Origin of the sequence: Bradyrhizobium zhengyangense (assembly GCF_022012555.1) — a bacterium.
Lineage (GTDB): Bacteria > Pseudomonadota > Alphaproteobacteria > Rhizobiales > Xanthobacteraceae > Bradyrhizobium > Bradyrhizobium zhengyangense.
Genome location: NZ_JAKLTZ010000037.1, coordinates 1 through 22,501 on the forward strand (window position 1 = coordinate 1; position 22,501 = coordinate 22,501).

16 protein-coding genes and 6 pseudogenes are annotated in these 22,501 nt (G+C 59.4%); 8 read left to right on the forward strand and 14 right to left on the reverse strand.

The genetic code is table 11. The annotated features are described in order from the left end of the window. Positions 1–128 precede the first annotated feature (128 nt). Positions 129–231 (forward strand): annotated as a pseudogene (locus L6639_RS41580) (IS66 family transposase); the annotation flags it as partial. Positions 232–363: 132 nt separating this feature from the next. Here L6639_RS41580 and L6639_RS41585 read toward each other — a convergent pair. Then, a pseudogene (locus L6639_RS41585) lies at positions 364–474 on the reverse strand (IS110 family RNA-guided transposase); the annotation flags it as partial. An 84-nt stretch (positions 475–558) separates the two neighbouring features. On the opposite strand from L6639_RS41585, the gene L6639_RS41590 reads away from it, so the two are divergent. Together L6639_RS41590 and L6639_RS41595 are read left to right on the forward strand one after the other, a co-directional pair. Next, complete coding sequence (locus L6639_RS41590; protein ID WP_128955123.1) at positions 559–1,236, forward strand: hypothetical protein; 678 nt, start codon at positions 559–561, stop codon at positions 1,234–1,236. 128 nt (positions 1,237–1,364) lie between these two features. Next, positions 1,365–2,393, forward strand: a complete 1,029-nt coding sequence (locus tag L6639_RS41595; protein WP_128929876.1) for an IS110 family RNA-guided transposase — start codon at positions 1,365–1,367, stop codon at positions 2,391–2,393. A gap of 338 nt (positions 2,394–2,731) precedes the next feature. On the opposite strand, the pseudogene L6639_RS41600 reads toward L6639_RS41595, so the two are convergent. The 3 genes and pseudogenes from L6639_RS41600 to L6639_RS41610 form a co-directional block, all read right to left on the reverse strand. Continuing rightward, positions 2,732–3,412 (reverse strand): annotated as a pseudogene (locus L6639_RS41600) (transposase); the annotation flags it as partial. A gap of 948 nt (positions 3,413–4,360) precedes the next feature. Further along, positions 4,361–4,519 (reverse strand): hypothetical protein, encoded by a 159-nt coding sequence (locus tag L6639_RS41605; RefSeq protein WP_164934297.1) that lies wholly within the window; start codon positions 4,517–4,519, stop codon positions 4,361–4,363. A gap of 656 nt (positions 4,520–5,175) precedes the next feature. Next, positions 5,176–6,468 (reverse strand): MATE family efflux transporter, encoded by a 1,293-nt coding sequence (locus L6639_RS41610; RefSeq protein ID WP_237867200.1) that lies wholly within the window; start codon positions 6,466–6,468, stop codon positions 5,176–5,178. Positions 6,469–8,284: 1,816 nt separating this feature from the next. Between L6639_RS41610 and L6639_RS41615 the strand changes: the two genes are divergently transcribed. Both L6639_RS41615 and ccrA read left to right on the forward strand, forming a co-directional pair. After that, positions 8,285–9,826 (forward strand): acyl-CoA synthetase, encoded by a 1,542-nt coding sequence (locus tag L6639_RS41615; RefSeq protein ID WP_237867202.1) that lies wholly within the window; start codon positions 8,285–8,287, stop codon positions 9,824–9,826. 517 nt (positions 9,827–10,343) lie between these two features. After that, the gene (ccrA, locus tag L6639_RS41620; protein WP_232995631.1) at positions 10,344–11,621 is read left to right on the forward strand and encodes a crotonyl-CoA carboxylase/reductase; all 1,278 of its coding nucleotides are present in this window, start codon (positions 10,344–10,346) and stop codon (positions 11,619–11,621) included. Positions 11,622–11,662: 41 nt separating this feature from the next. On the opposite strand, the gene L6639_RS41625 is transcribed toward ccrA, so the two are convergent. From L6639_RS41625 to L6639_RS41675, 10 genes and pseudogenes are all read right to left on the reverse strand, one after another. After that, on the reverse strand, positions 11,663–12,217 hold the full coding sequence (locus L6639_RS41625; protein ID WP_232995630.1) for a plasmid pRiA4b ORF-3 family protein: 555 nt from the start codon (positions 12,215–12,217) through the stop codon (positions 11,663–11,665). 43 nt (positions 12,218–12,260) lie between these two features. Next, positions 12,261–12,413, reverse strand: a pseudogene (locus L6639_RS41630) (transposase domain-containing protein); the annotation flags it as partial. A gap of 113 nt (positions 12,414–12,526) precedes the next feature. Further along, a complete protein-coding gene (locus L6639_RS41635) occupies positions 12,527–13,528 on the reverse strand; it encodes a tyrosine-type recombinase/integrase (protein WP_128929872.1) in 1,002 nt (333 codons plus the stop codon). Further along, positions 13,525–14,346, reverse strand: a complete 822-nt coding sequence (locus L6639_RS41640; protein WP_308421757.1) for a tyrosine-type recombinase/integrase — start codon at positions 14,344–14,346, stop codon at positions 13,525–13,527. Before L6639_RS41640 ends, L6639_RS41635 begins: the two co-directional genes overlap by 4 nt. A 100-nt stretch (positions 14,347–14,446) precedes the next feature. Beyond that, positions 14,447–15,685 carry a tyrosine-type recombinase/integrase gene (locus L6639_RS41645; protein ID WP_128929871.1) on the reverse strand — a complete coding sequence of 413 codons (1,239 nt, stop codon included), beginning with the start codon at positions 15,683–15,685 and terminating at the stop codon, positions 14,447–14,449. 41 nt (positions 15,686–15,726) lie between these two features. Then, positions 15,727–16,921 (reverse strand): annotated as a pseudogene (gene tnpC / locus L6639_RS41650) (IS66 family transposase). A 36-nt stretch (positions 16,922–16,957) separates the two neighbouring features. Then, entirely contained in the window at positions 16,958–17,233 is a 276-nt protein-coding gene (locus L6639_RS41660; RefSeq protein WP_232995629.1) for a transposase, read from the reverse strand. Positions 17,234–17,284: 51 nt separating this feature from the next. Beyond that, positions 17,285–17,638 carry an IS66 family insertion sequence element accessory protein TnpB gene (gene tnpB / locus L6639_RS41665; RefSeq protein ID WP_128929870.1) on the reverse strand — a complete coding sequence of 118 codons (354 nt, stop codon included), beginning with the start codon at positions 17,636–17,638 and terminating at the stop codon, positions 17,285–17,287. Positions 17,639–18,013: 375 nt separating this feature from the next. Then, positions 18,014–18,775: an IS21-like element helper ATPase IstB gene (gene istB, locus L6639_RS41670; RefSeq protein WP_128929869.1), complete on the reverse strand. Its 762-nt coding sequence runs from the start codon at positions 18,773–18,775 to the stop codon at positions 18,014–18,016. Between the two features lie 14 nt (positions 18,776–18,789). Continuing rightward, complete coding sequence (locus tag L6639_RS41675) at positions 18,790–19,464, reverse strand: transposase (RefSeq protein WP_164939080.1); 675 nt, start codon at positions 19,462–19,464, stop codon at positions 18,790–18,792. 216 nt (positions 19,465–19,680) lie between these two features. On the opposite strand from L6639_RS41675, the gene L6639_RS41680 reads away from it, so the two are divergent. The 3 genes and pseudogenes from L6639_RS41680 to L6639_RS41690 all read left to right on the forward strand — a co-directional run. Beyond that, positions 19,681–20,361: a hypothetical protein gene (locus L6639_RS41680; RefSeq protein ID WP_128929867.1), complete on the forward strand. Its 681-nt coding sequence runs from the start codon at positions 19,681–19,683 to the stop codon at positions 20,359–20,361. A 275-nt stretch (positions 20,362–20,636) separates the two neighbouring features. Further along, the gene (locus tag L6639_RS41685) at positions 20,637–21,731 is read left to right on the forward strand and encodes a C45 family autoproteolytic acyltransferase/hydrolase (RefSeq protein ID WP_164934298.1); all 1,095 of its coding nucleotides are present in this window, start codon (positions 20,637–20,639) and stop codon (positions 21,729–21,731) included. 65 nt (positions 21,732–21,796) lie between these two features. Beyond that, positions 21,797–22,365: pseudogene (locus tag L6639_RS41690) on the forward strand (IS5 family transposase); the annotation flags it as partial. Positions 22,366–22,501 lie beyond the last annotated feature (136 nt).

Genomic DNA, 22,501 nt, shown 5'->3' on the forward strand with positions numbered 1-22,501 from the left:
CGCTGCGCGACAATCAGAGTTCAACAAAACTCTTGCGCGCGACAATCATCGCGGCAATCATCATCAGGCCGCGACACTGCCTCGCCATCCTGATCGCCGCGCACCTCCTACCCAGATTGCCGCGCTACATCGTCTCCAAGTTTGGCGACCATACGCCGTTCTACCGCCAGTCCGAGATCTATGCGCGCCAGGGCCTGCGGCTTGATCGGGCGACACTGGGCAACTGCGTCGTCAGGGGGATCTTTTCGAGAGCCCTCCAACATACAGCAGCATTCCGATCGAAGCCCACCAGCAGATGCTGGAGCCGTCGCCACGACCACCGTCCCAGCGGACATCGCCAGTCCGGCAGGCCGGACCAGGAACTTAAAAAATAGGGTTAGGCCTCCTTCGCCTGGCCCAGTCGAACGATGTGCCGTCGACCCAGATACAGTGCAGGATTACGGCGATCTTCCGGGCAACGGCTACCTTTGCCTTCTATCCTGATTGCCGTCGTCGATCGCTTACACAAAACTTCGGACATTCCCCAAGCTGAAGGACAAGCGACGCGAGGGCGCCAAAGTGATCAAGCGCTATCATGTTCCAGCCACGCCCTATGAACGCGCACTGGCGCATCCGAGGTTGAGCAAGGTCGTCAAACGGCGTCTTCGAGAGCTTTATCGCACGCTCGATCCTGTGGCCCTGCTGGCCGAGATGAGAGACGCCCAGGCGGAGCTCGGCACGCGCGTCGACGCCCGAGCGGGCAAGCTCGTGGCAGCAGCCAGCCCACCGGTACCGACAACGAACGCAGCAGCGTTCGCGAAGAGGCTCGGCAATGATGTGCATTTGGGGGAGCAGCGCATCATCCATCGGCGTCTGCACAAGCCATACAAAAAGCGCATGAGAATGCCATCAATGCTCGATCCGCACCTCGCCGACATCGAGCGCTGGCTGGCGGCCGAGCCCCGTCTAACCGCGCTGGCAATTCTCGGTCGCCTCGCTGAACAACGCCCCGAACAATTCGGTCCGCCGCAGCACACCATCGTGCAGCGATTGTTGCGATCGCTCAGACGCAAAGCAGCCGAGACGATCATCCCGCGCACGGCTGAGGGTGCGGCACTGGCCGGTGATCCCGGGACTGGGGCCGCCGCTGCGTGTGATGGGCATTCCGCGACGTCCCCCAGTCCCTCCGATCCTGCGAGCAATGACGCAACCTCGGACCGGCTGACAGTGGGGTCTACATCCGTCAAGCGAAAGTAACATCCTCAGGTGAGGCAATACGGGGGGTCAATATTGCAAACGATGACGTAATTGCGGTCAGCGCTCGTGGGCACGAAAAGCTCCATTAGAATCGAGCTCTCGCAATCAACCGATTCGGAGAACCTGTCATGAAGCAATATGTCGGACTCGATGTATCGCAAAAAGAAACTTCGATGTGCGTGGTCAATGAAGAGGGCGAGGTCTTGTTCGAGGGGAAGGCCAAGTCCGACCCGGGGGCGCTCACGGCACTGCTTCGCAAGCGGGCGCCACAGGCGGAGCGCATCGGCTTTGAGACCGGCGCGATGGCGAGTTGGCTGTGGCATGAACTTCGCAGGGTCGATCTTCCGGTGGTTTGCATCGACGCTCGGCATGCCCACGCGGCCTTGTCGGTACGCATGAACAAGAGCGATCAGAATGATGCTCGAGGTCTGGCCGAACTGGTGCGAGTTGGCTGGTATCGAGAAGTCAAAGTCAAGAGCGAGGAAAGTCAGAAGATTCGCGCGATACTCGTCGCGAGATCCCGGCTCGTGGCCATTCGTCGAGATATCGAAAACCAGGTCCGCAGCCTGATCAAAGAATCCGGGCTGCTGTTTCCACGCGCGATAGGCCTGCAGTTCCGCAATCTGGTCCGTGACCTGTTGGCTGACGGTCATCAGCTCCTCGGTGTGATCGCGCCGCTTCTGTCGATCCATGAGCAGATCTGCAAGCAGCAAAGCAAGTTCGACGATGAAGTCCGACAGCTTGCGAGGTCGGATGAGACGACGCGTCGCTTAATGACGGTTCCTGGTGTTGGTGTGGTGACTGCCTTGACGTTCCGGCATACGATCGATGACCCATCGCGATTCCGATCAGCATCGAGCGTCGGCGCCTATCTGGGTCTTACACCGCGGCGCAGTCAGTCTGGCGAAACGGATATCAATGGCAAGATATCCCGATGGGGCGACCGTCTTCTCCGAACTTACCTGTTCGAAGCGGCGACAGTTCTGCTTTATCGGACGAAGAAATGGTCTTCTCTCAAGGCTTGGGGAATGAAGCTTGCCAAGCGGATTGGCATGAGAAAGGCAAAGGTTGCTATCGCGCGGAAGATCGCCCTAGTTCTTCACTGTATCTGGGTAGACGGCACATCGTTCGACTGGGGCCAGGCGAAGGAAGCCTGATCCGATTTGTGAAGTTCCTGGTCCGGTCCGCCGGACTGGCGATGTCCAGCTGGGACGGTGTTGTGGCGACCTCGTTCATTCGGCTGGTGGCGGCTTGACCGTACTCCGCTGCAGACGTTGAGGCACCCGACCCGGACATCATCATGAGGCGCTGCGCGACCTCGGAAAGGACCATGACCCCAGCGACGACGTCAACCGGTCCGAGCGATCCCAAGCCTGGCCGGCAAACCATGTATCACCCGCGCCCGTGCCGTCTCCGCAACCCTGACCAGCTGCGACGGCACGAGCGCTACCACCTTGCCGTTGGAGAGTTCAAAAATGTGAGCTTGACAATGACACATTACCCGGCCGAAATAGGTACGCATCGTCTCAGCGCCCGCCTGGCACGCTTGAACCGCTTGGCATGGGCGTAGCGCTAATGTTTTATCTGGGCGAACTTGCCCACCCTCGCATAGGACTGGAGTAAACGCACCCGGGTGAGCTGCGCCAGCCGCACCAGCTTCTCGCGCGCTCGGTTCAGAAGCTTGGCATCAGTCCGAAACATCACATTCTTGGGCTGCACCGTCGTGTCGACCATCACCCGGGAGAACTCCGACGGTTCGATCGCCTTGGTCCTGACGGCAACCGACAGGCTCTCTTAGCAGGGCCTGAAGCCGCTCCTCGCCCATACGGTTGCGCTAGCGCCTCAACGACGAGTGATCGAACACCAGTAGCCGGTGCTGGAAGAACTCCTCGCCGCAGAAGAACTGGTAATAGGGGTTCTCCACCCAGCGCTCGCACAGGACCTCGTCGGACAGGTCATAGGTGTGCTTAAGGATCCCGAGCCCTGCGATCAAGCGCGTCGGCAGCGGCGACTGGCTAGGACCGTCCGTGTAGACCATTCCGAACGCCTGCTCCAGGAAGCCCCAATCCACCGTGCGCGCCAGCGTCGCCAGCGAATGCTTTCTATCGATGATCTGATCGAGCAGGGAGCGAAACAGATCCTGCTCGCCGGTCTCGCGCCGCTCCCGTGGCCGCATCAAAACCTCCGCTCATGCACTCCGACGAGCAGAGGATCACGATTGAATTCGACGGAATACCTCATTCGATCTTGCAAGGAAATCGGCCTCGCCATCGCGATTGCCGGCAAAATCAATCGCCGGCATTCCTCGAACTAGCCCGTAACTTCAGGCTGTTCGCGTTACTTCACGGGGGACTAGCTTACGAGTGGCGAGCCGTTGGGTTTACGGTATGGCACAGTCGGGCAGCGTGACCTGGATTTTAGCCACGTGCTAGCCGCCTACTCTACTCGGCTGACCGTACGGAAAGAGTAATTCTGCGCGGGAGTCCAAGCGCGATGGGAAAAACGGCGTCTGTCAGGCGTCTAAGCGCGCGGCATTCTTCAGACAAGCGTCCTTCCAAATAGCTGCGATCGTGCTCTGGCAGCTCGCGTTCCAGGAGCTGGCTGTAGCGGTGAATGCGGTTACGATGACTACGCATGGCAGCCAATTCATCATTGATGGGCATCGGCTCTCTTGGCGAATCCGGCAATATCTGCTGGGATCTCCTGCGAAATCCTTGCCAAAGGCTGGCCTGAAGCAGCGTGGACCCACAGTTGTCTTGCATGTGCCGACTTGCTAAGGGCAAACCGATCTCGTAGCTCGCCCAAACAGACCTCGGAACTGCCCAACTTATTAGAATACCTGCCGCCGAGGAGCGTGGTGCGATACGGTCGCTATAGTGTTGCGTTTGCGACAGGACCCGAGCCTTTGAAGACAGGGGCGGCTCGGGCAGGCTAGAATCCATATCGGATGCGACTTGTCGGCGTTTTGCGCTAACTATCGCCGGAAAGAAGGCCGCCAAAGCGCGAATATTGCTTCCGATGGTGATGGAAGCGGACGTGCTCCCCAACAAGGTTGTTCGGTGCCGCATTGGATAATCACGAAGCGTGGGACTGCTTGCGCCGTACACCACGACCACCGTTGAAGTCAGGCAAGCCGGATGCAGTGGCTCGCAACGGGGCCGACCGGCTGCGCCAGAAGGCGATACTGCCATTCGATGTTGTTGCCTTCAGTGCACTTGTCGTTGTCATGATAGACATTCGTTGAATAGGGTTTGATCGAATGGAATGGAGGGACTTTAGCCATGATCGCTCTTTCCTTGTAGGAAGGGGACTATTGTTGCGCGTGCGCCAACGGCGCGAAAATAGCGCCCTGCCGCTGCGCTGAGTAAATCAACAACCGAGGAGGCCGGGATATTTGCCCGTTGTCATTTAAAAGCGGAATACGCGCTCTTATATGAGCGACGGTTCTGAACGAAGGCCCCGTTCGCTCGCTGCCACACGAGCTATGGAATATGGCCGCAGTACAGATCACATCTACATCGAGCGTCACTCACACCCTCGATTTACTGATCCCATACGAACTTCGCACCCTCCGGGACTTCGCACAGGAATTCGTCCTGGTGTTCCGGCTGCGTCATCCCGGCCGCTAGTTTCGACGCCCGCACCGTGAGCTTACCATCGGGGCTCAGATTGTGACGGATGTATTCAGTCACTGGGAGCCCCGATGGTAAGCTCATGGTGAGGACGGTGTGCAACCCCGTTTTTGTATGACTGTTTTCGTGGCCGGCGGCCTCCTCCGATTCGTAAGGCGGCCTTCGTAATGAGAGTATCTCCCGTCGAAACGCTAAAAATGCTGCTGCAGTCAGCGTTTCATTGCTTAAAGGCCGAACATGAAGTTCACCCCGGAGGCACGCGCGAGCACGGAATCTTCTCCTTGGGTTTAAGAGGCATAGGAGCGGCCTATACAGTAAAGCGACTTGCCAGCAACAGAAAACGGGTGACGAGGAAACCTGCATAGGTAATTGCGCCGGCGGATAACCCGATCCAGACTCCAATTGCACCAAAGACCCAGCTCAAGGCGAAACTGACCGGGAAGCCGATTAGCCAGTACGCAAAGATTGCGAACAGAAGCGGTTTTGCCGTGTCTTTCAGCCCACGGAGCCCGCCACCCGCAATGACCTGCGCTGCATCAGCTACGAAAAAGCTTGAGGCAACCATAAGGAGGGATGACGTCAGTCCGATTGCCGTGTCCGTGTCGTTCAGTGACTTGTTTAAGAAAAACGCGGCGATCCGAAAACGCGTCGCAATGACCCCAACCGTCACAAGCGCAGAGGCCAAAACACCGAGCAGGATCGCAGCCAGGCCTGCGCGCTTGATACCGGAGGCGTCATTGTGCCCGACCGCATGACTGACCCGCACTGCGGCCGCCATGCTGATGCCGAAGGGCACCGTGTAGGCGATTGTGGCGATCTGCATCGTAATCTGATGAGCGGCAAGCGCGCTCGGGCTGATCCTACCTACAAGGAGTGCGGCGGCGGCGAACACGCCGTATTGCATGATGACTGCTACCGAGATCGGCGCTCCGATCAAAATGATCGCTCGTAGGAGCGGCCAGTCGAAGTGCCACAGGTGCGCAAGCACCTGGTAGTCGCGGAACGGGCGGCAAGCTATTGCGGGCCATAGAGCTGCTACGAACATGCCCCAATTTACGAGGGCGGTCGCAATGCCGACGCCAAGAAGATCTAGTGGTGGCAGCCCGAGCTTTCCGAAGCCCAGAAGATAAACAATGGCCGCGTTGACCGGGATAGCGGCCAGGGTAATTCGGAAGATCGGTTGCGGCCGTCCCACTGCGCCCATGAAATGTCGAATGGCCTGAAACCACAGCGCTGGCGTCACGCCCCACGCGAGTCCAAGCAGGTACTGCTGAGATAGCCGTGCTGCGCAATGTTCCTGACCGAGGGCGAGCAGAACTTGTTCGCCTGCCGTACAAACAGCCATAATAGGCAACGAGAAAAGCAGGGCCAGCCAAAGCCCCATGCGCAGTGCACGCGGCACATCGGCCGCACCCTTGCCGGCAAGAGATTGTGCCGTCAAAGGTGCGATCGGCGTCAGTAACCCGGCGCCGAACGTGAAGCTTATGACATACAGGGTGGTGGCCAATGCTGCGGCCGCGAGCTCCCGGGGCCCAAGACGACCAACAAAGGCAAGATCCGTCGCCATCATTGCGACCTGAGCAAGCTGCGCCAGTGCCATTGGCCAAGCCAACACCGCGGTCGCACGGAGCTCGACAGCGAATCTACTCAAAACCGTTCGTGTCCTTGGATTGCGACGCAAGGCAGAAAGCTGCTTCATTTGGTGTATTTCGTGCTCGGTGAAGACGCCTGCCCGCCTCGAGCCCACGGTCCCGCGATGTTGGGCGTCGAGTGCAAAAGGTGTTGATTCTGTAAAGAAGGTAGAACCAGGTGCGTCGCAGCCCTCAGGATACGGTGCCCCGGTTCGATGCTAGTGCCGTCATTGGTAGGCCCAAGCGAGCCTGTGTCCGTTGACAACGAAAACGCGATCAACGTGCTAAGGTGCATGTTGGTTTGGAAGAAGACATGATGAACGTACGGAAGCCGCCATAGTGAGCGCCGCGCGCTGGTGCGTCTCTCTCTCCAAGAAAGTATCGCTAACGCTGTCCAGCTAGTCTTGAGGTTAAGTGCGCAGTGTAGGATGCGCCGAAGTGCCGTAAGGTAGTGCTCTGTCATTGGGGCGTTTTCTACCGTCCCGGCAGATGAGCAAGTCCTTTCAAAACCTGTGCCACAATGAAAGTCTGAGTGAATTTGCCGAAGGGAAGGCGCCATGAGGCGGACAGCTGTCGCATCTGCGACAGTCCCCGTTGGGAAGAGCGGGGCTGCTGGGTCACTCAGGGCTGGCACTTGCGGTCAATCCAACCAGCCGCGCAGAGTGTCACGGTCAACTCTTTGTGGTCCAAACAACCTAACGATTAAAGCCTCAAGTCAGCTTCGGGCCATGACCTCCTGCGGTTCAAAGCCTGAGGCGGCTGTAATAATAACTTGAAACCAGTTACTGAGTAGTATCTAGGTGTTTCTTTCGGGTTATTCGCAGTGCCAGTTCGGCGTTTGCCTCGCAATGTTAAACGTGAATAGCGATTTGGCGCCATGCAGCTTGTAGTCATGGCTCCTTGCGGCTGGGTGGCCAGGACGCATCGGCAACATCGGCGCGCTGCGGCCCAAAGCATGACTTGAGGCTACTACTGTGTGTCCGCACACGAAACGATCCTTGGGGAGCCCTAAAATCCGACGGCATCGCGAATGTCGATCAAGACGTACGGATCGGTCGAGCCTGAATCTCTCTGATCCGAGGCGCGGGGAGCCGGAAGGCCGGCGAATGCGGTGCATGTCGATACCGGCCGCCGCTGGCCTTTACCGTGCCGCGAAAACTCCGATGGTTGGTCGTCTTGGGGCAGTTTCCCTCGCGCGATCACCGGCTTCGATGCGGGAATCGGGCGCCGCCACTTCTCCCATTTCGGACTTCAGGTCCATGTGGTCGTCTCCTTCTGGTTCTGCCCTCTGCAAGAAAGCCAACACGACCCGGGTTCGCAGCTAGCCTGCACTGTATTTCGACCCTCGTCAGCGACTTCAGGTCGATCTCCATCATCATCATGATCGCGATATTGGGACAACCAAGTCTGTGGACCGACATCAGATAAGTCGTCGCCGGTCAGTAAGCCGATTCCAACACATCGAATGGGATTGAGTTTAGTTCTCCGATTGCGAGCTTGTGTTGCAGGAAAAGGGGGCCGACGCGCCTTGCCATAATGTCGACGCGGGCTCCAGAGTGGTGAAGCCGGATGAAAAGGTACCCGCGTGCGGCGGACAAACACGAGTGTCAGAAAAAGCATAGTAGTTGTCAGAGCAGCTGAGGTGTCTCTTGCGTTTCTACACTGTCCCAATTTGTATGAAATCGGCACGCGCTTTGCTCTGAGGCAAGGCAGGGCACGTGTCTCGGGCATGTCCAGCCAACGGCCGGATCGTCGACGTCGCCCTTCTCCACTAAAGGAAGAGCGATGTATCAGCCGTCTAAACGATTTCGGGGTATTATCTCAGGTAAGAGGCGCCGCCGTCATTCTGAGGTTTCAGATCGCGCAATTCGCGTTGCTGGGGGGCTCAAGCGCTTCGGCATTGGGAAAGGGGACAGTGTATGCATCTTAATGCGGAATGATATCGCATTCGTCGAAGTTACCGATGGGATCATGAGAGCCGAAGCCCTTGCAGTACCTGTAAACTGGCATTTCAAGCGACAGGAGATCGGGTACATTCTGGCCGACTGTGGAGCACGTTTGCTAATAGGCCACGCGGACCTCTTGCATTTGTTGGATGCCGATCTCGCTAGCAGATTGCCAATTCTAAGCGTTCCGACGCCGCCCGAAGTAGCAGAGGCGTACAAGATTGAAGGGACGCGCCTCAAAGTGCCGCACTTCGCGCGGGATTTTGAAGAGTGGATAGCGGATCAGCCGCTCTTTGCAGGAGCGCCCGCGCGGCAGCCGATGACGATGATCTACACCTCAGGAACGACTGGTTGTCCTAAAGGCGTGCGTCGTAGCCCACCAACCAGCGAGCAGGCGATCGGATTGGAGGAAATGCGAGCCATAGTCTATGGATCTGGCACTCGCGCGCTACTCCCAGGCCCGCTTTATCATTCAGCGCCGAATTTATTTGGAATGTGGTTCAGCCGCCGCGGTGGTGCGCTTGTGCTGATGCCGCGGTTCGAGCCTGAAGAGTTGTTGCGGCTGATAGAGGCGGAGAGGATCGACACCATCTTGATGGTGCCGACTATGTTTATTCGCCTTCTGCAGCTGCCCGACAGTATTCGACGAAGCTATGATCTCGCGTCCTTGCGACACGTAGTCCACGGGGCTGCGCCCTGCCCCCCGATCGTGAAGAATGCCATGATAAATTGGTGGGGCCCCATTATATGCGAGTTCTACGGCTCGACGGAGGCCGGTGCGGTAACATTTGCGAGTTCGCGAGAATCACTTGCAAAGCCGGGAACGGTCGGCAAGCCGCTAGAGCACGTTCAGCTGCGTGTGATTGGTGCAGACGGAAGAGAATTGTCGGCCGGACAAATAGGAGAAATCTGTTCACGCAACGTATGGTACCCACAGTTCAAGTACCACAATCGACCTGGGAGCTCTGCCGAGGCCGATGACGACGGTTTCACTGCTTCCGGTGACCTCGGTTATATCGACGCTGATGGATATGTATTTCTTTGTGACCGAAAACGGGAGGTTGTAATCTCAGGCGGTGTCAACATTTATCCCGCGGAGATCGAAGCGGCTCTCCATATGATACCGGGCGTTCAAGACTGTGCTGTGTTTGGCGTTCCGGACGCGGACTTTGGCGAGGCACTGATGGCGGTGATCGAACCGCGCCGACGGGAGGTGCTTAGAGTCCATGACATCCGCGAGAAGTTGAAGACGGTGTTGGCGGACTACAAGATTCCGAAAATAATCGAGATCCGGACCAGCCTTCCGCGTGAAGAGTCTGGCAAGTTATTCAAGAGGCTGCTGAAAGATCCTTATTGGGAGAAGTCAGGACGCAGGATTTGAGAGGACTCGAGACGGAACAAAACCCCGCATCTGAAAAGGCACTGTTCTGCCCGTGGGCCCTCGGCTTGAGGGTCGCTAGCTACAATTGGTTGCCGTCATGGATCTCCTCTGTCGCAAGGTCGTCAGTTCGGGATGCGCGATGACAGAAGGGTTGATTGGTCCTCTCTACGCTGACTGTGGCCGCGACGAAGCGGCTGGATGGGTCTACCGTTCGATGAGGTGTCCACTCCGACTTACCGACGTCGTAGTGCTAGGATGGTGGCAGATAGACTTAGAAGTCGAAGTCTCCAATGGAAGCGTTTCGTGCAGCCTCGACAGGCGCGGTCGACGATCCTGGTGCAAGGTGAAGCTGTCCCGTTTGCATCGTGTCCACGTTAAGCGTTTGCCTCCGTCTACTCCTCTCACTGTGGCGGCACGTTAATTGCTGCTTGCTTGGAGAGGCTGCGCAGGCCGACGACTGTACTAAGGCGGAGAGCACTCTGCCCGCGCACCACATCACAGCGCAGAGGAGTTGAAGTTGGACCCCAATACATCACGACAGGCCTCCCGCCAGAAGGATTTGTACAAGGTCGGCGAAGTGCCGCCCCTCGGACACGTTCCCGAACGTATGTACGCGTGGACCATACGGCGCGAGCGCCACGGGCCGCCAGAGAGTTCGATGCTGGTAGAAGTGGTGCCGACTTGGCCGATCGGCGAGGATGAAGTATTGGTCATGGTCGCTGCTGCAGGCATCAACTATAACGGAGTGTGGGCGGCGTTAGGGGCGCCGATGTCCCCCTTTGATGTGCACCTATGCTCCTATCATGTGGCCGGATCGGATGCGGCTGGAGTGGTTTGGGCGGTAGGAGCAAGGGTGCGCCGGTGGAGGGTTGGGGACGAGGTGGTCATCCACTGCAATCAGGACGACGGGGATGATGAGGATTGCAATGGTGGCGAACCGCTCCTCTCACCTTCCCAGAGGATCTGGGGATACGAGACGCCTGATGGTTCTTACGCCCAGTTCTGCCGCGTGCAGCCACGGCAATTGATGCCGAAGCCAGCTCACCTCAGCTGGGAGCAGGCCTGTTGCTACACGCTAACGCTTGCAACGGCTTACCGGATGTTGTTCGGACACCCGCCGCACATTCTAAAGGCTGGCGACTACGTGCTGATTTGGGGTGCTACGGGCGGGCTCGGGGTATCTGCAGTGCAGCTTGCAACAGCATGCGGCGCCAATGCAATCGGAGTCGTTTCCGATCGGACTAAGGCCGATTATGTAAGATCGCTTGGTGCAAAGGGTGTTATAGTCCGCACTGAATTCAATTGCTGGGGCCCTATGCCGGCAGTAAATTCACCTCAATACGGGCCTTGGCTCAAGGAGGTGCGGCGGTTTGGAAGGGCAATTTGGGATGTTACTGGAAAGCGCGATATCGATATTGTGTTCGAGCATCCAGGTGAGCAAACATTCCCCGTCTCGACGATCGTCGTAAAGCGCGGTGGCATGGTAGTCGTTTGCGGCAGCACAACAGGTTTCAATCTTACCTTCGATGCCCGTTATATCTGGATGCGCCAGAAGCGAATTCAAGGTTCTCATTTCGCGAATCTCAAACAGGCAAATGCTGCGAACCGTTTTGTGCTCGATCGCCGAATCGACCCGAGTATGAGCGAGGTCCTGCCGTGGGAGGAAGTTGCGCGAGCGCATACGAAGATGTGGAAGAATCAGCACAGGCCCGGAAACATGGCTGTTCTGATCAATGCGCCGCGAATCGGACTACGAAATTTGGAGGACATTTTATCCGCGGCTGCGTTGCCTTAACCGTAAGCGCAGTTCTGCGGCTTTTGACTGGCCCTTGACGCCTATTTTGTTCGCGTCGCGCGTCGCCGCGGTTTCCATGTGTCGGACAGCGCGTTGACGGCGGCTTCGAGCGCCTTCCGGTCGACGATGTTGGGATCGAACCGCGCCGGACCCCAGAGGCGCATATGTTCGTGGTCCGGATGGGCAGGGTCTCTGATGGCTTCAAGGTATTCGGCATAACCCGGCGCACCGCCGACGTCTTCCGGAGGACAACGACCGGCGGCTTCGAGCAAGAAGGGAAGTCCCTCCGTCGTGGTGTTCTCGAACCATTTTTCGAGCTTGATCACATGGTCCCAGCTGTCGCCGAAGTCATAGAGATAATGGATCGTCTTGGCGCCAGTCTCGCGAACGACATCGCAAGGCCGCGCTTTGCTGGCATCCATGGGCTGGTGGGCGTAATCGTTGTGAGGATCTGGAATCCCCCAACGGACCTCACCAGCGAAGAACTCGAAGAGGTGGCTGTTCGTCCAGCCAAATGCCGCCTGAAGCGACAGATGCAGCCGATCCAAGCGCAGGGTGACGGGTACGACGAGGCGACGCATCACCTCCGGTTTCACGTCCTTGAGGTCACCTTGATCCGGACCGCGGTCGTGTTCAGGCTCATGCCGCCAGCCTCGGATCGTATGGAAGCATCGTGTAGATCGATGCCCAAGGGAGCAGTTCGTCCAGTCGCGCCGCAGGCCAACCATTGACGAGATTGGCGAGAACATCAGCGAGCCAGTGCTCGGCACTGACGCCATTGAGCTTACAGGTTTATGCCGCCCGCCGAACTATGCCGAACGGAGTTGGTATGGCACGCCGTTGTCACGCTGGCACCGCCGATCGCGTGCAGGGCAGCCCCATTCCATTCGGCATAGTCTGGTCGTTCAGAGCGCCTCCAGAAAGGCGAGCAGGCGGTCGTTCGGCTGGAAGCGGGTTAGCTTGCCGCGCTCGTACGGCTTGAGCTTCGCCAGGGCAGCTTCCTTGAGGGCGAGGTGGGCGTGCAGGTACGTCTGCGTCGTCTCGACCGATTCATGACCGAGCCACAGCGCGATCACAGAACAGTCGACGCCGGCTTGCAGCAGTTCCATCGCAGCGCTGTGCCTCAGCACGTGCGGCGACACGCTCTTGGCCTTCAAAGACGGGCAACTCTTGTGAGCGACACGAACATGCTTTCCCAGCAGGGACTGGACGCTGTCGGCACTGAGCCGGCCCCCGTGCACGTTCGGGAACAACGCTGTTGCTCCTTTCCGCAACGGTTCCTTGAGCCATGCCTGGAGCGCACACCGAGCGAGTGTGGTCAGCGGAGTGGTCCGCTCCTTCCGCCCTTTACCGACGCATCGCACGTGTGCGCCAGACCCGAGGTGGACGGCATCCCGGTCAAGGCCAGTCAGCTCTGAGAGGCGTAAGCCTGTCTGGGCCGCGACTAACAGCAAGGTGTGATCGCGGCGGCCAAGCCACGTCGTTCGATCGGGCGCTGCGAGAACCGCCTCGATCTCGGGGCGCGTCAGGAAGTGCACCTTTCGCTTGTCGTGACGCTTGCTCGGTATGGCGAGCACGCGCTGGATCAGCGCACTGTGTGCCGGTTCCTCGAAGGACACGAACCTGAAGAAGGATCGGATGGCCGTCAGACGCAGGTTACGCGTCTTCGCACTGGCGCCGCGCGTTACCTCGAGATCGGTGAGGAACGCGCCGATGAACGTTGCATCCAGATCGGCGAGCGTCAGGGCCGATGGGGACTTGCGCAGCTGCACCCGAGCGAACATGAACAGCAGCCGGAACGTGTCTCTGTAGGAGGCGATCGTGTTGCCGCTAACATTGCGCTGGCGCATGAGGCGCTCGGTGAAGAAGCGCTCGATCAACGTGGCGACATTGCAAGCGGGCTTCATGGCGTCACCTCCCATCGCCGATCGAGACGCCGCGCGGCTTCCTCCATCAACTCGGGGCAGGCCGAGAGATACCAGTAAGTGTCGCGCACGCAGACGTGGCCGAGGTAAGTGGAGAGCACTGGGAGTTGTTGCTCGACGTTCTTGCCTTCGCGATACCAGTTGAGCAGCGTCCGGATGGCGAAGCGATGACGGAAGTCATGCACGCGTGGCCCGGTACGATCACCTGGGCGCCGCAGCCCGATCTCTCTGGACAATCGCCAGAAGACGCGATGAACGTACTGGTGCAGCAAGCGGCCTCCCTGTTCGGCAACGAAGAAGGTCGAGCCGCAGCGTGACCCGAGCAGCGCATCGCGCCGGTGGGCGTAGTCGCGCAGCGCGGTTCTCGTCGTCGGATGCAATGGCACGAGCCGCGACTTGCCGAACTTGGTCAGCCGGACCGTCAGCACGCCGGCGTCGAGGTCGACGTCATCACGCTCCAGGCCCATCGCCTCGGATATACGCATGCCCGTCACCGCGATCAGCCCGAACAAGGCATGGTAGGTCCATCGGCGCAGCCCGTCCGCTGGTGGCAGAGCCAGCGCTGCCGTCAGCAACGCATCGATCTCCGCGTCGCTGTAAACATAGGGCTTGGCGCGCTTCCATCCGGGCAGCATGCCGACGGGCGGCACCTCCGTTCTCGGGTCGAAGTTGGCGACATGGCGCGCGAACCCGCGCACGTCGCTCAATCGCAGCGCCCAGGATGCATGACGATCGGGCGGCAGCGTTGCCCATTCCATGGCCAGCTTCGTCGTGATGATCCTCGCCTTGCGCTTCTCCATGAAGGCGACGAAGTCGGCGAGCCGACGGGTCTGGTGCTCGTACTTGTATCCAAACCCTTGCGCATGCTCAGGTACTTATCGAGTGCGGCGCGCAGATTGGTCATTGCACGCCTCCCGGCCAGGGCAGGCTCAATGTTCTCAGCGCATCGATGTCGACCTTCGAGTAAATCCGGGTAGTGTCGTGGTTCTCGTGCCGCAGCAACTGTCCGATCTCCGACAAGGTGGCGCCAGATCGGAGAAGCTCGGTAGCGAGACTGTGTCGGAAGATATGGGCGCCGCGATGTGCGCAACCTTCGATTCCAACGCGATCGAGAGCGGCCTTGGCGATCATGGTGATCGCACATCCGGAAGCAAAGCCGACGTGTGGCGCGAGCGTACGGACGAACAATCGTCGGCACGACGACTTTGGGCGGCCATTGCGGAGATATGCAACGATGGCCGCGCCAACGTCTGGCGGTATCGGCATCCGTGCACGCTGTCGGCCCTTGGCGCGAACGAGTATCTCGCTGGCGCGCCAGTCGATATCATCAAGGGTGAGCGTCGCGACCTCGTCGGCCCGCAGGCCGAGCTTGGCTAGCAACAACAGAATGGCGTAGTCCCGCCGTCCCATCACTGTCTCTCGGTCGCAACCGTCGAGAGCCTTCCGCACCTGTGCCGCAGGCAGATAGGTCGGCAGAGTTGCGAGCTTCCATCGCCGCATCGATGGAACGCAATCCGCCAACGGGCGCGCGTTCAGCCCCCGATGGTGGAGGTAACGGAGAAAGGCGCGCAACGACCAGCACATCGCCTTGCCTGTTCCCGGGCTCCAATCCTGGGCGTGGCGCTCAATGTAGCGGATCACGTCCTCTTGGCTGATCTTGCCCAGGGCGGCGCCGCCGGAGCACACCTCGTGCAGGAACCTGCGGATGACCGGGAGATGGCGGACGATGGACCTCGGGGCCAAGCCGCGCTCTGATCGCAGGTAGGCATCGAACTCCTTGAAGATCCGTTCGTGCGGGGTGAGAGGCGGCAGCACCGACGGCGCGATCACGCCTTCCTCGCGCAGCACCGACAGCCATCGCTTGAGCGCGGCCCGGTCACCGGGTTGGATAGACTGCCTTCCGCCTCGATGCCGGAGGTACCGCTCAACGACCTGCTCATCGAGATCGACCAGCTTGTAGCGACGGCCCGCCATCCAACTCAGGAGCCCGCCAACCACGTTGAGGCAACGCCACGTGCCGTGCCGAACGAGCCTCTCTTCGATGAGACGAGCGGCGTAGCGCTCGACGAGTTGTCCGTGCGGCCCGCTTCTGAGACGCCGGTACAGCCGGCTTCTGCCCAAGTACTTTTCAACTTCCATCTTCCTGTTCTCCGCTGTTGAAAGCGGAGGCACAGAACGAACTATGCCGAACCGACCAAACGCCGGTCAGCCAGAAATCTGGGGAAAACGACCCGACTCGGCATAGTTCGGCGGGCGGCATAAACAGCCCTATGCCGCGCGCGGCATAGGGCTGTCTCAATGAACGAAGCCAGGACTGCCCAATCCTCGGCGCCCTCGTCGCACCCGGCAAAAAGAGAGTTCTTGGCGTTGAGCTTGATCGGCCGCATCGCACGCTCGACAGCATTCGTGTCCATCTCGATGCGCCCGTCATCAAGGTAGAGTGTCAGGCCGCTCCAATGACGGAGCGCGTAACGCAAGGCCTTCGCCGTGTCGCTCTTCGGTGCAAGGTGATCAAGCTTGGCCTCAACCCACTGCTTCAAGGCTGTAGCGAGAGGCCGAGCATGCGCCTGCCTGCCGGCACAGCCCTCCGCATCCGATCGGCCGCGGAGGGCCTTCTCGACTGCGTAAAGCTGGGCGATGCGTTCAAGAGCCTGGCGGGCAACCGGAGCTGGCGCCGGCGAAGCCTCGCGCTCGATCTTCACAAACTGGCGCCGCAGATGCGACCAGAAGGCGAGCGTCCCGGACAGGGCGTCCGCACGCCTCTCTCGGATCATCGTCTTGTAAGCTCCGTCGCAGTGGATGATGCCGCGATAGCCTTCGAGCAGCCTCAAGCCGGACGGCTCCACGGCCCGGTGCATAAGCGTAAACCACCCAGGTGGGTCAGGTCCGGCCCAGGGCCTGTCATCGCGTGACAGCGCCCAGAAGTAGCCAGTTTTCGTCCTGCCGCGCCCCGGATCTAACACCGGTGCGGGAGTCTCATCGACACAGAGCTTCGAGGAGGCGAGCAGAAGCTGGCGCAGACGATGCCTTCAATTCCTGGGCCGCATAGCCGACCCAGAAGGCGAGCGTGGAACGATCCAGCGCTATTCCGTGGGTCGCCAACATCTGCGCCTGGCGGTAAAGCGGCAAATGCCAATGATACTTGGCGTCGATCACATGCGCGACCAGCCGCTCGGTGGGCAATCCTCCCCTGATCAGTCGCTCGGGCGCAGCCTGCTGGAGGACGACGCCGTGACAGGCGCGGCAGGCCAGCTTGGGCCGGCGGGTTACGATGACGCGATACTGCGCCGGAACGACATCGAGCCTCTGACTCTCATCGTGACTGATCTCGAAGAGGTCGCCGTTACAACACGGGCAACTGGTCTCCGCTGGCATCAGGATTTCGACGATGCGCGGCAAATGCCACGGAAGTTAAACCCTGTTGGCTCTGCGCGCGGCAGCTCTCTTCTCGCAAACTCTGGGATTGGGGCGATCTTCGGCTGCTTCGAGGGCGGCGACGGCCTGATCGATATCCTCCAGAACAAACTGCAGCTGATCAGCGTCCAGCTTTTCCGAGGACCGACCGAACTGCGCATCTTTTGCAAGCTTGAGCAACCGCTCGAGCCTGGCGCAGCGATCCAGCAGAGCCGCGGCAAAGACCCGCAACTCGGCCGGATCGCTCGGCAGTTCATCAGGCAAATCACTCATTGCCCCGAGTCTGCCATGCTTCGCGCCCCGATGCAGCGAAGATTTGTATCTTTACGCAAGTGCTTTCGGCGGTGCGTCGCGAGGCGCATGCATGCGCGTCCAATCCATGCCAGCCAGAAGCACCGACAGCTGGGCGGCATTCATCCGCATCACGCCGGCCACAATGTGAGGCCATTTGAAGCCGCTGCCATCGAGCCGCTTCCAGTACATCACAAGGCCGCTGCCATCCCAGACGACGATCTTCACCCGGTTAGAGCGCATCGCACGGAACACCACCGGCACACCCTTCATCGGGTCATGGCCCAGCGTCTCCTTCGCCAACAGCGCCAAGCCCTCCGCACCTTTTCTGAAGTCTACAGGTTGCGTCGCCACGTAAAGCATGAGGCTCGCGGGCGGCGTCAGCATGAACGTGTCCGTCGAAGCGCTAAGAACACGTCGCTCAACACAGCAAGGCCAGGCGCCCCCCGCACCTCCACGCGTGCTCCCTGGAGCTCAACCGTCACAATGGCTGCTTCCGGCGACCTGGTCGGCTCTGCGGCCGCCGGTAGCGCCGATTCCGATACCACCGGCACGAACGACAGCGTCTCCGAAGTCGGCAGCACCAACTGGCCCAAACGTGCCCGGCGTCGCCAGTCGTGCACCTGCTGGGTGCGTATTCCGACGAAGTCGGCCGCGGATTCCGGGCGAAGCCGGCCGCCTGTACCGATTGAAGCCGGCCGTGGATTCCGATGATCCCGGCCGCCTGCCGAGGCGGGGTCTCGCGACGACGTCGTCATCAGGTCAGTTGGCGGGCTCGTCGTCAAGCGTCTGACGCTTGGCGGCGGCTTTGCGCAGGCTCTCGCCCTTGAGATTGAGCCTGTGGGCGTTGTGTACGAGGCGATCGAGGATAGCGTCGGCAATGGTTGGGTTGCCGATGAGCTCGTGCCAATGCTCGACCGGGAGCTGGCTTGTCACCAAGGTCGAGCCGCGGCCATGGCGATCCTCCATCATCTCCAACAGGTCGCGTTGCTGCTCGGCAGTCATCGGGGCAAGTCCCCAGTCGTCGAGGACCAGAAGCTCGACGCGCGCCAGGGTCCTGAGCAGGCGAGCGTGGCGGCCGTCGCCCCGCGCGAGAGTGAGCGCCTCGAACAGCCGCGGCAGCCGTTGATAAAGCACGGAGCGGTTGTCCCGGCAGGCCTTGTGGCCCAAGGCGCAAGCAATCCAGCTCTTGCCGACGCCGGTCGGGTCGATGATGAGCAGGTTCTGATGCCGGTCGATCCACTCGCCAGCGACGAGCTTTTGGAACAGCGGCTTGTCGAGCCCGCGCGGCGCCTTCATGTCGATATCCTCGACGACGGCGTTCTGCCGGAGACTTGCGAACCGCAACCGAGCAACCAGCCGCTTGTTCTCGCGCTCGGTCGCTTCACGGTCGACGAGCAGTGCGAGGCGCTCCTCGAAGGCCAGCGCGGCAATGTCGGGTTGTCGCTGCTGTTCGTCGAGGGCCTTCGCCATGCCGGTAAGCCCGAGCGCGACGAGGCGGTCGTGGGTGGGATGTGTCAACATCGTCTCTCCTTTCTTCACTGGTAGTAATCGGTGCCGCGGATATTGCCGTGTCGGATCGGTGGGCCGTCTGGCGGTCTCTCGTTGGCGTAGGCGCGATCGAGCCCGTGCTGCAGGATCGACTTGATCGAGCCGTAGGTGGTCGCGCCGATGTCGTTGCCACGCTGGCAGGCGGCCTCGATGCGGGCCGAGCCGTAGCTGCGCGCGAGCCGCAAAATGCCGAGACAAGCCCGGAAGCCCTGCTCGGGGTGTGGTTTGGCTTTCATGATTGCTTCGACGAGAGCGATCGTGGCAGGGCCGATCTTGGCGGCTTCTCGCTTGATCCGCGCCGGGGTCCATTCGGCATAACGCCGGTGCGCGCTCGGCATGTGCTCCGGGATCGTGGTGTGGCATTGGGGTACGTCAGAGCGGGCGTGGCTGGCAACCCGGCTGCCCTTGTGCAGGATCTCGACCGTCCTGTCGGTGACGCGCGCCTCGAGCTCTTCGCGGATCAGACGCGAGGGCACCGAGTAGTAGTGACCGGCGATCTCGACGTGATAGTCGGGCGCGACTCGGCACTTCTTCCACTCGGCATACTGATATGGCATCGGCGGCAGGGCGTTGAGCGCCGGCTTGTCGATCTGTGCGAACAGCTCGTTGCGGCTCACGCCGAGTTTACGCATGATCCTGGCATAGGATCGGCGTCGCCTCAATCCTATTGCTCCTAACGATAGGACATGCCGTCCGCACGGCCGTCGCTTTCACAGCATGGTTTTCCTTAGGCAATCCAGGAAGAGAACGTTTCCTAGCTACGAGCGGTCGGCCTAGATCACTCACCCTACAAGAGTAGATAGGCAGGAATCTCTTGCGGCCGAGCAGTGAGGATCGATAAAAGGATACAACCAGCCTCACACAGAGGACTAACAAATATGACATACACCTTGAATCCCTTGCTGCGCTTTCTCCAGGTTTACGATGACGCGGCCGCGAAAATGGGCATCAGGCTTTCCATTGGGTGTGATTTCAACGAGTACATCGCGATCACAGCCTCGCTAGCAGACAAACCCAATACTTATCCCATCTTTCGGCCAGACCGCTCACCGATTCGAACGGGCGAAGGGTATTGGCTTGTGGGTTTTGATAAGGAAAACAAAGTGGCGCTCGTCGAGGCCGCGCGCTTCTATGACCTGTCGCAAACCACCCTTGCAGCACACCTCGAAACGCTGAAGTTCTTCTATGCGAATCCGACGATAGATGCACATCCTGAAGATCGCTGCGTTTGTACTGCTCAGATGGCGCGCAGCATTACAGGTAAAGTGGTGTACCACGGGGATATCTGGATCCGCCCCGACTTCAGGGGCTCGGGCCTGCTCAAGATCATGACGGGGACTATGCGTGGCGTCAGTCTTGCGATGTGGGCTCCCGACTTTCTCTGTGGCCTAGCTGGGCGGTGGTCGTTGGATAAGAACGTCTATGATCCGGTTCACAATGAACCAGGCGGAGCAGACATTCACCTGGTGCAAGAGAATATCGTCGCTAACGATTGGCTGTTCTGGATGACAGGCTATGAACTTAAGCAATTGTTAGACGTAACGCCGGACCTGAACTGATCGTCTAACGTCGTTGCATTTGCGGGCTGCGGGCCGGAACAATACCGGCGACGAAGGTCTTGAGCTAACGCCCCACCGATTGCCGCTCTCTAGACTAGATGCCATACGCTTGTGAGTTAATGAGCGTGCCAAGCACTTCAGCTACCAGCAGCCTCTCCATCGGATCTCTATACACCATCCGGGTCACCGTACAAGGCTCACGACTTCGATCCGAGTTATCGCGTCGCTCCGCCCACCGCGTAGAAGCGGACATACCAATGCAAGGAGATCTTTCAATGAGTCTTAAGCTTACCGTCTTTACTGCGATACCCCGCGAAAGGGGACAGCAGCAAGGAGAGCTGATGCGATCGGAAATCGCGGCCAATGCTGACTTTTATTTAAAACGCTTTTGCGCTAACGGAACTAATCTTGCGCAAATTCAAGCTGAAGCAACTGGTTGGTTGCGCTTCCTTGAAGATCTACGACCCGACTACGTTGAAGAGCTGAGGGGAATTGCCGACGCTGCCTTTATGCCCCTCTATACGGTTGTGATGCTTAACGTCCGGCATGAGATTTGGCTACGCCTGATGGCACGTCGAGCCGCCGATCTATCGTATGGGATTTTGGATGGCTGCACGTCTGCCGGATTAATGCCCGAGGTAACCGCGCAAAATACAACAATGCTGGCGCAAACGATCGATGGGCAAGCGGCAGTTCGGGGCACCCTTTTTGTAGGCAAAGTAGTGACGCCCGCTAACCCGCAATGGCTGGGCATCTTCGAAGCAGGCTGCGCCGGCCCCATAGCGGGACTGAATGAAGCTGGGATCGGGCTAGTCTGCAACAGCTTGGTTTCGCCTATTGATGGCTCGGCACTCATGACCGCCCCGTTTAAGCTGAGGTGCCGGTCCATCCTTCAGGCGCCGACATTCGACCGCGCGATAAGCGCGATTATCCGCGCTGATCGAAACATCTCTATGAACTACCTGATTGGCCATGCTGATGGCGAGATTATCAACATTGAGAGCTCCCCCAATGACAAACGGTACATTTATCCTGAGGATGGGGTAATTTCACACGCAAATCATTTTGAGCCGGGAACACGAATACCTTCAGAATGGGAGCGCTTTGTGCCCGACAGTCCGTTTCGGTCCCGTCGCTTTGGTCGACATCTGCGCTCAAGGCTCGGGCAGGTGGATGTGGATCATATTTTGTTGGGCCTCAAAGACCATTTCTCTTACCCGGCATCCATTTGCTGTCACCCGAACCAGGATACGCAGTATCCGAATAGTACCCTTTCCGCCATCATTATGGATCTAAGCAAGCGTGTTTTGTTCGCCACTGACGGACCCCCGTGCAGCGCGCCGCTTGAGCGATTTGATCTTTGGATTTAGGGTCTGTACCTAATTAGCCGGTTCTGATTCCCTCGCACCGAGTTGATTCGGCACGGGGGACTTCGATGCGCAAAGGGCTGTTTTGGCTTAACGACAAGCAGTGGGCTCAGATAGAGCCGCATCTGCCGATGAACCAGACCGGCCCGGCGCGCGATGACGATCGGCGCATCATCAGCGGTATCATTCACATGCTTCAGTGCGGCGCACGCTGGCGCGATTGTCCGCCCGACTACGGTCCTTACACAACGATCTACAATCGGTTCAATCGCTCGGCCAAGCGTGGACATTGGCAGGCGATCTTTGAAGCGCTCGCCCGCTGTGGCAAGGACGGCGTGACTTTATCCATCGACTCCACCTCGATCAAGCGCATCGCTCGGCGAGCGGCGGAAAAGGGGGGGAGCATGAACAAGCGATCGGCCACTCGCGCGGTGGGCGGACCACGAAAATCCATGCGCTGAGCGACCCTGACTGCAGACCTTGCGCATTTCATCTCACTCCAGGCCAGGATGCAGATATAGCCGCAGCGCCGGCCCTTTTGGAACTCGCGCCACCGATGTCTGCCCTCATTGGTGACAAAGGGTACGACGGCGACGGCTTTCGCGCCGAAATCATCGATCGTGGTGCCAAGCCTGTCGGTATCCGCCGGGGCTAAGCCGCGACAGGAGCTTTCACCAATTCCACCGCTTGAGGAGCGTACGCATACGACGAAGGCCGCCTGATTGACGCATGCGCGCGAGCACGGCGAGTTCTACGATGGCGTTGCGTGAAGG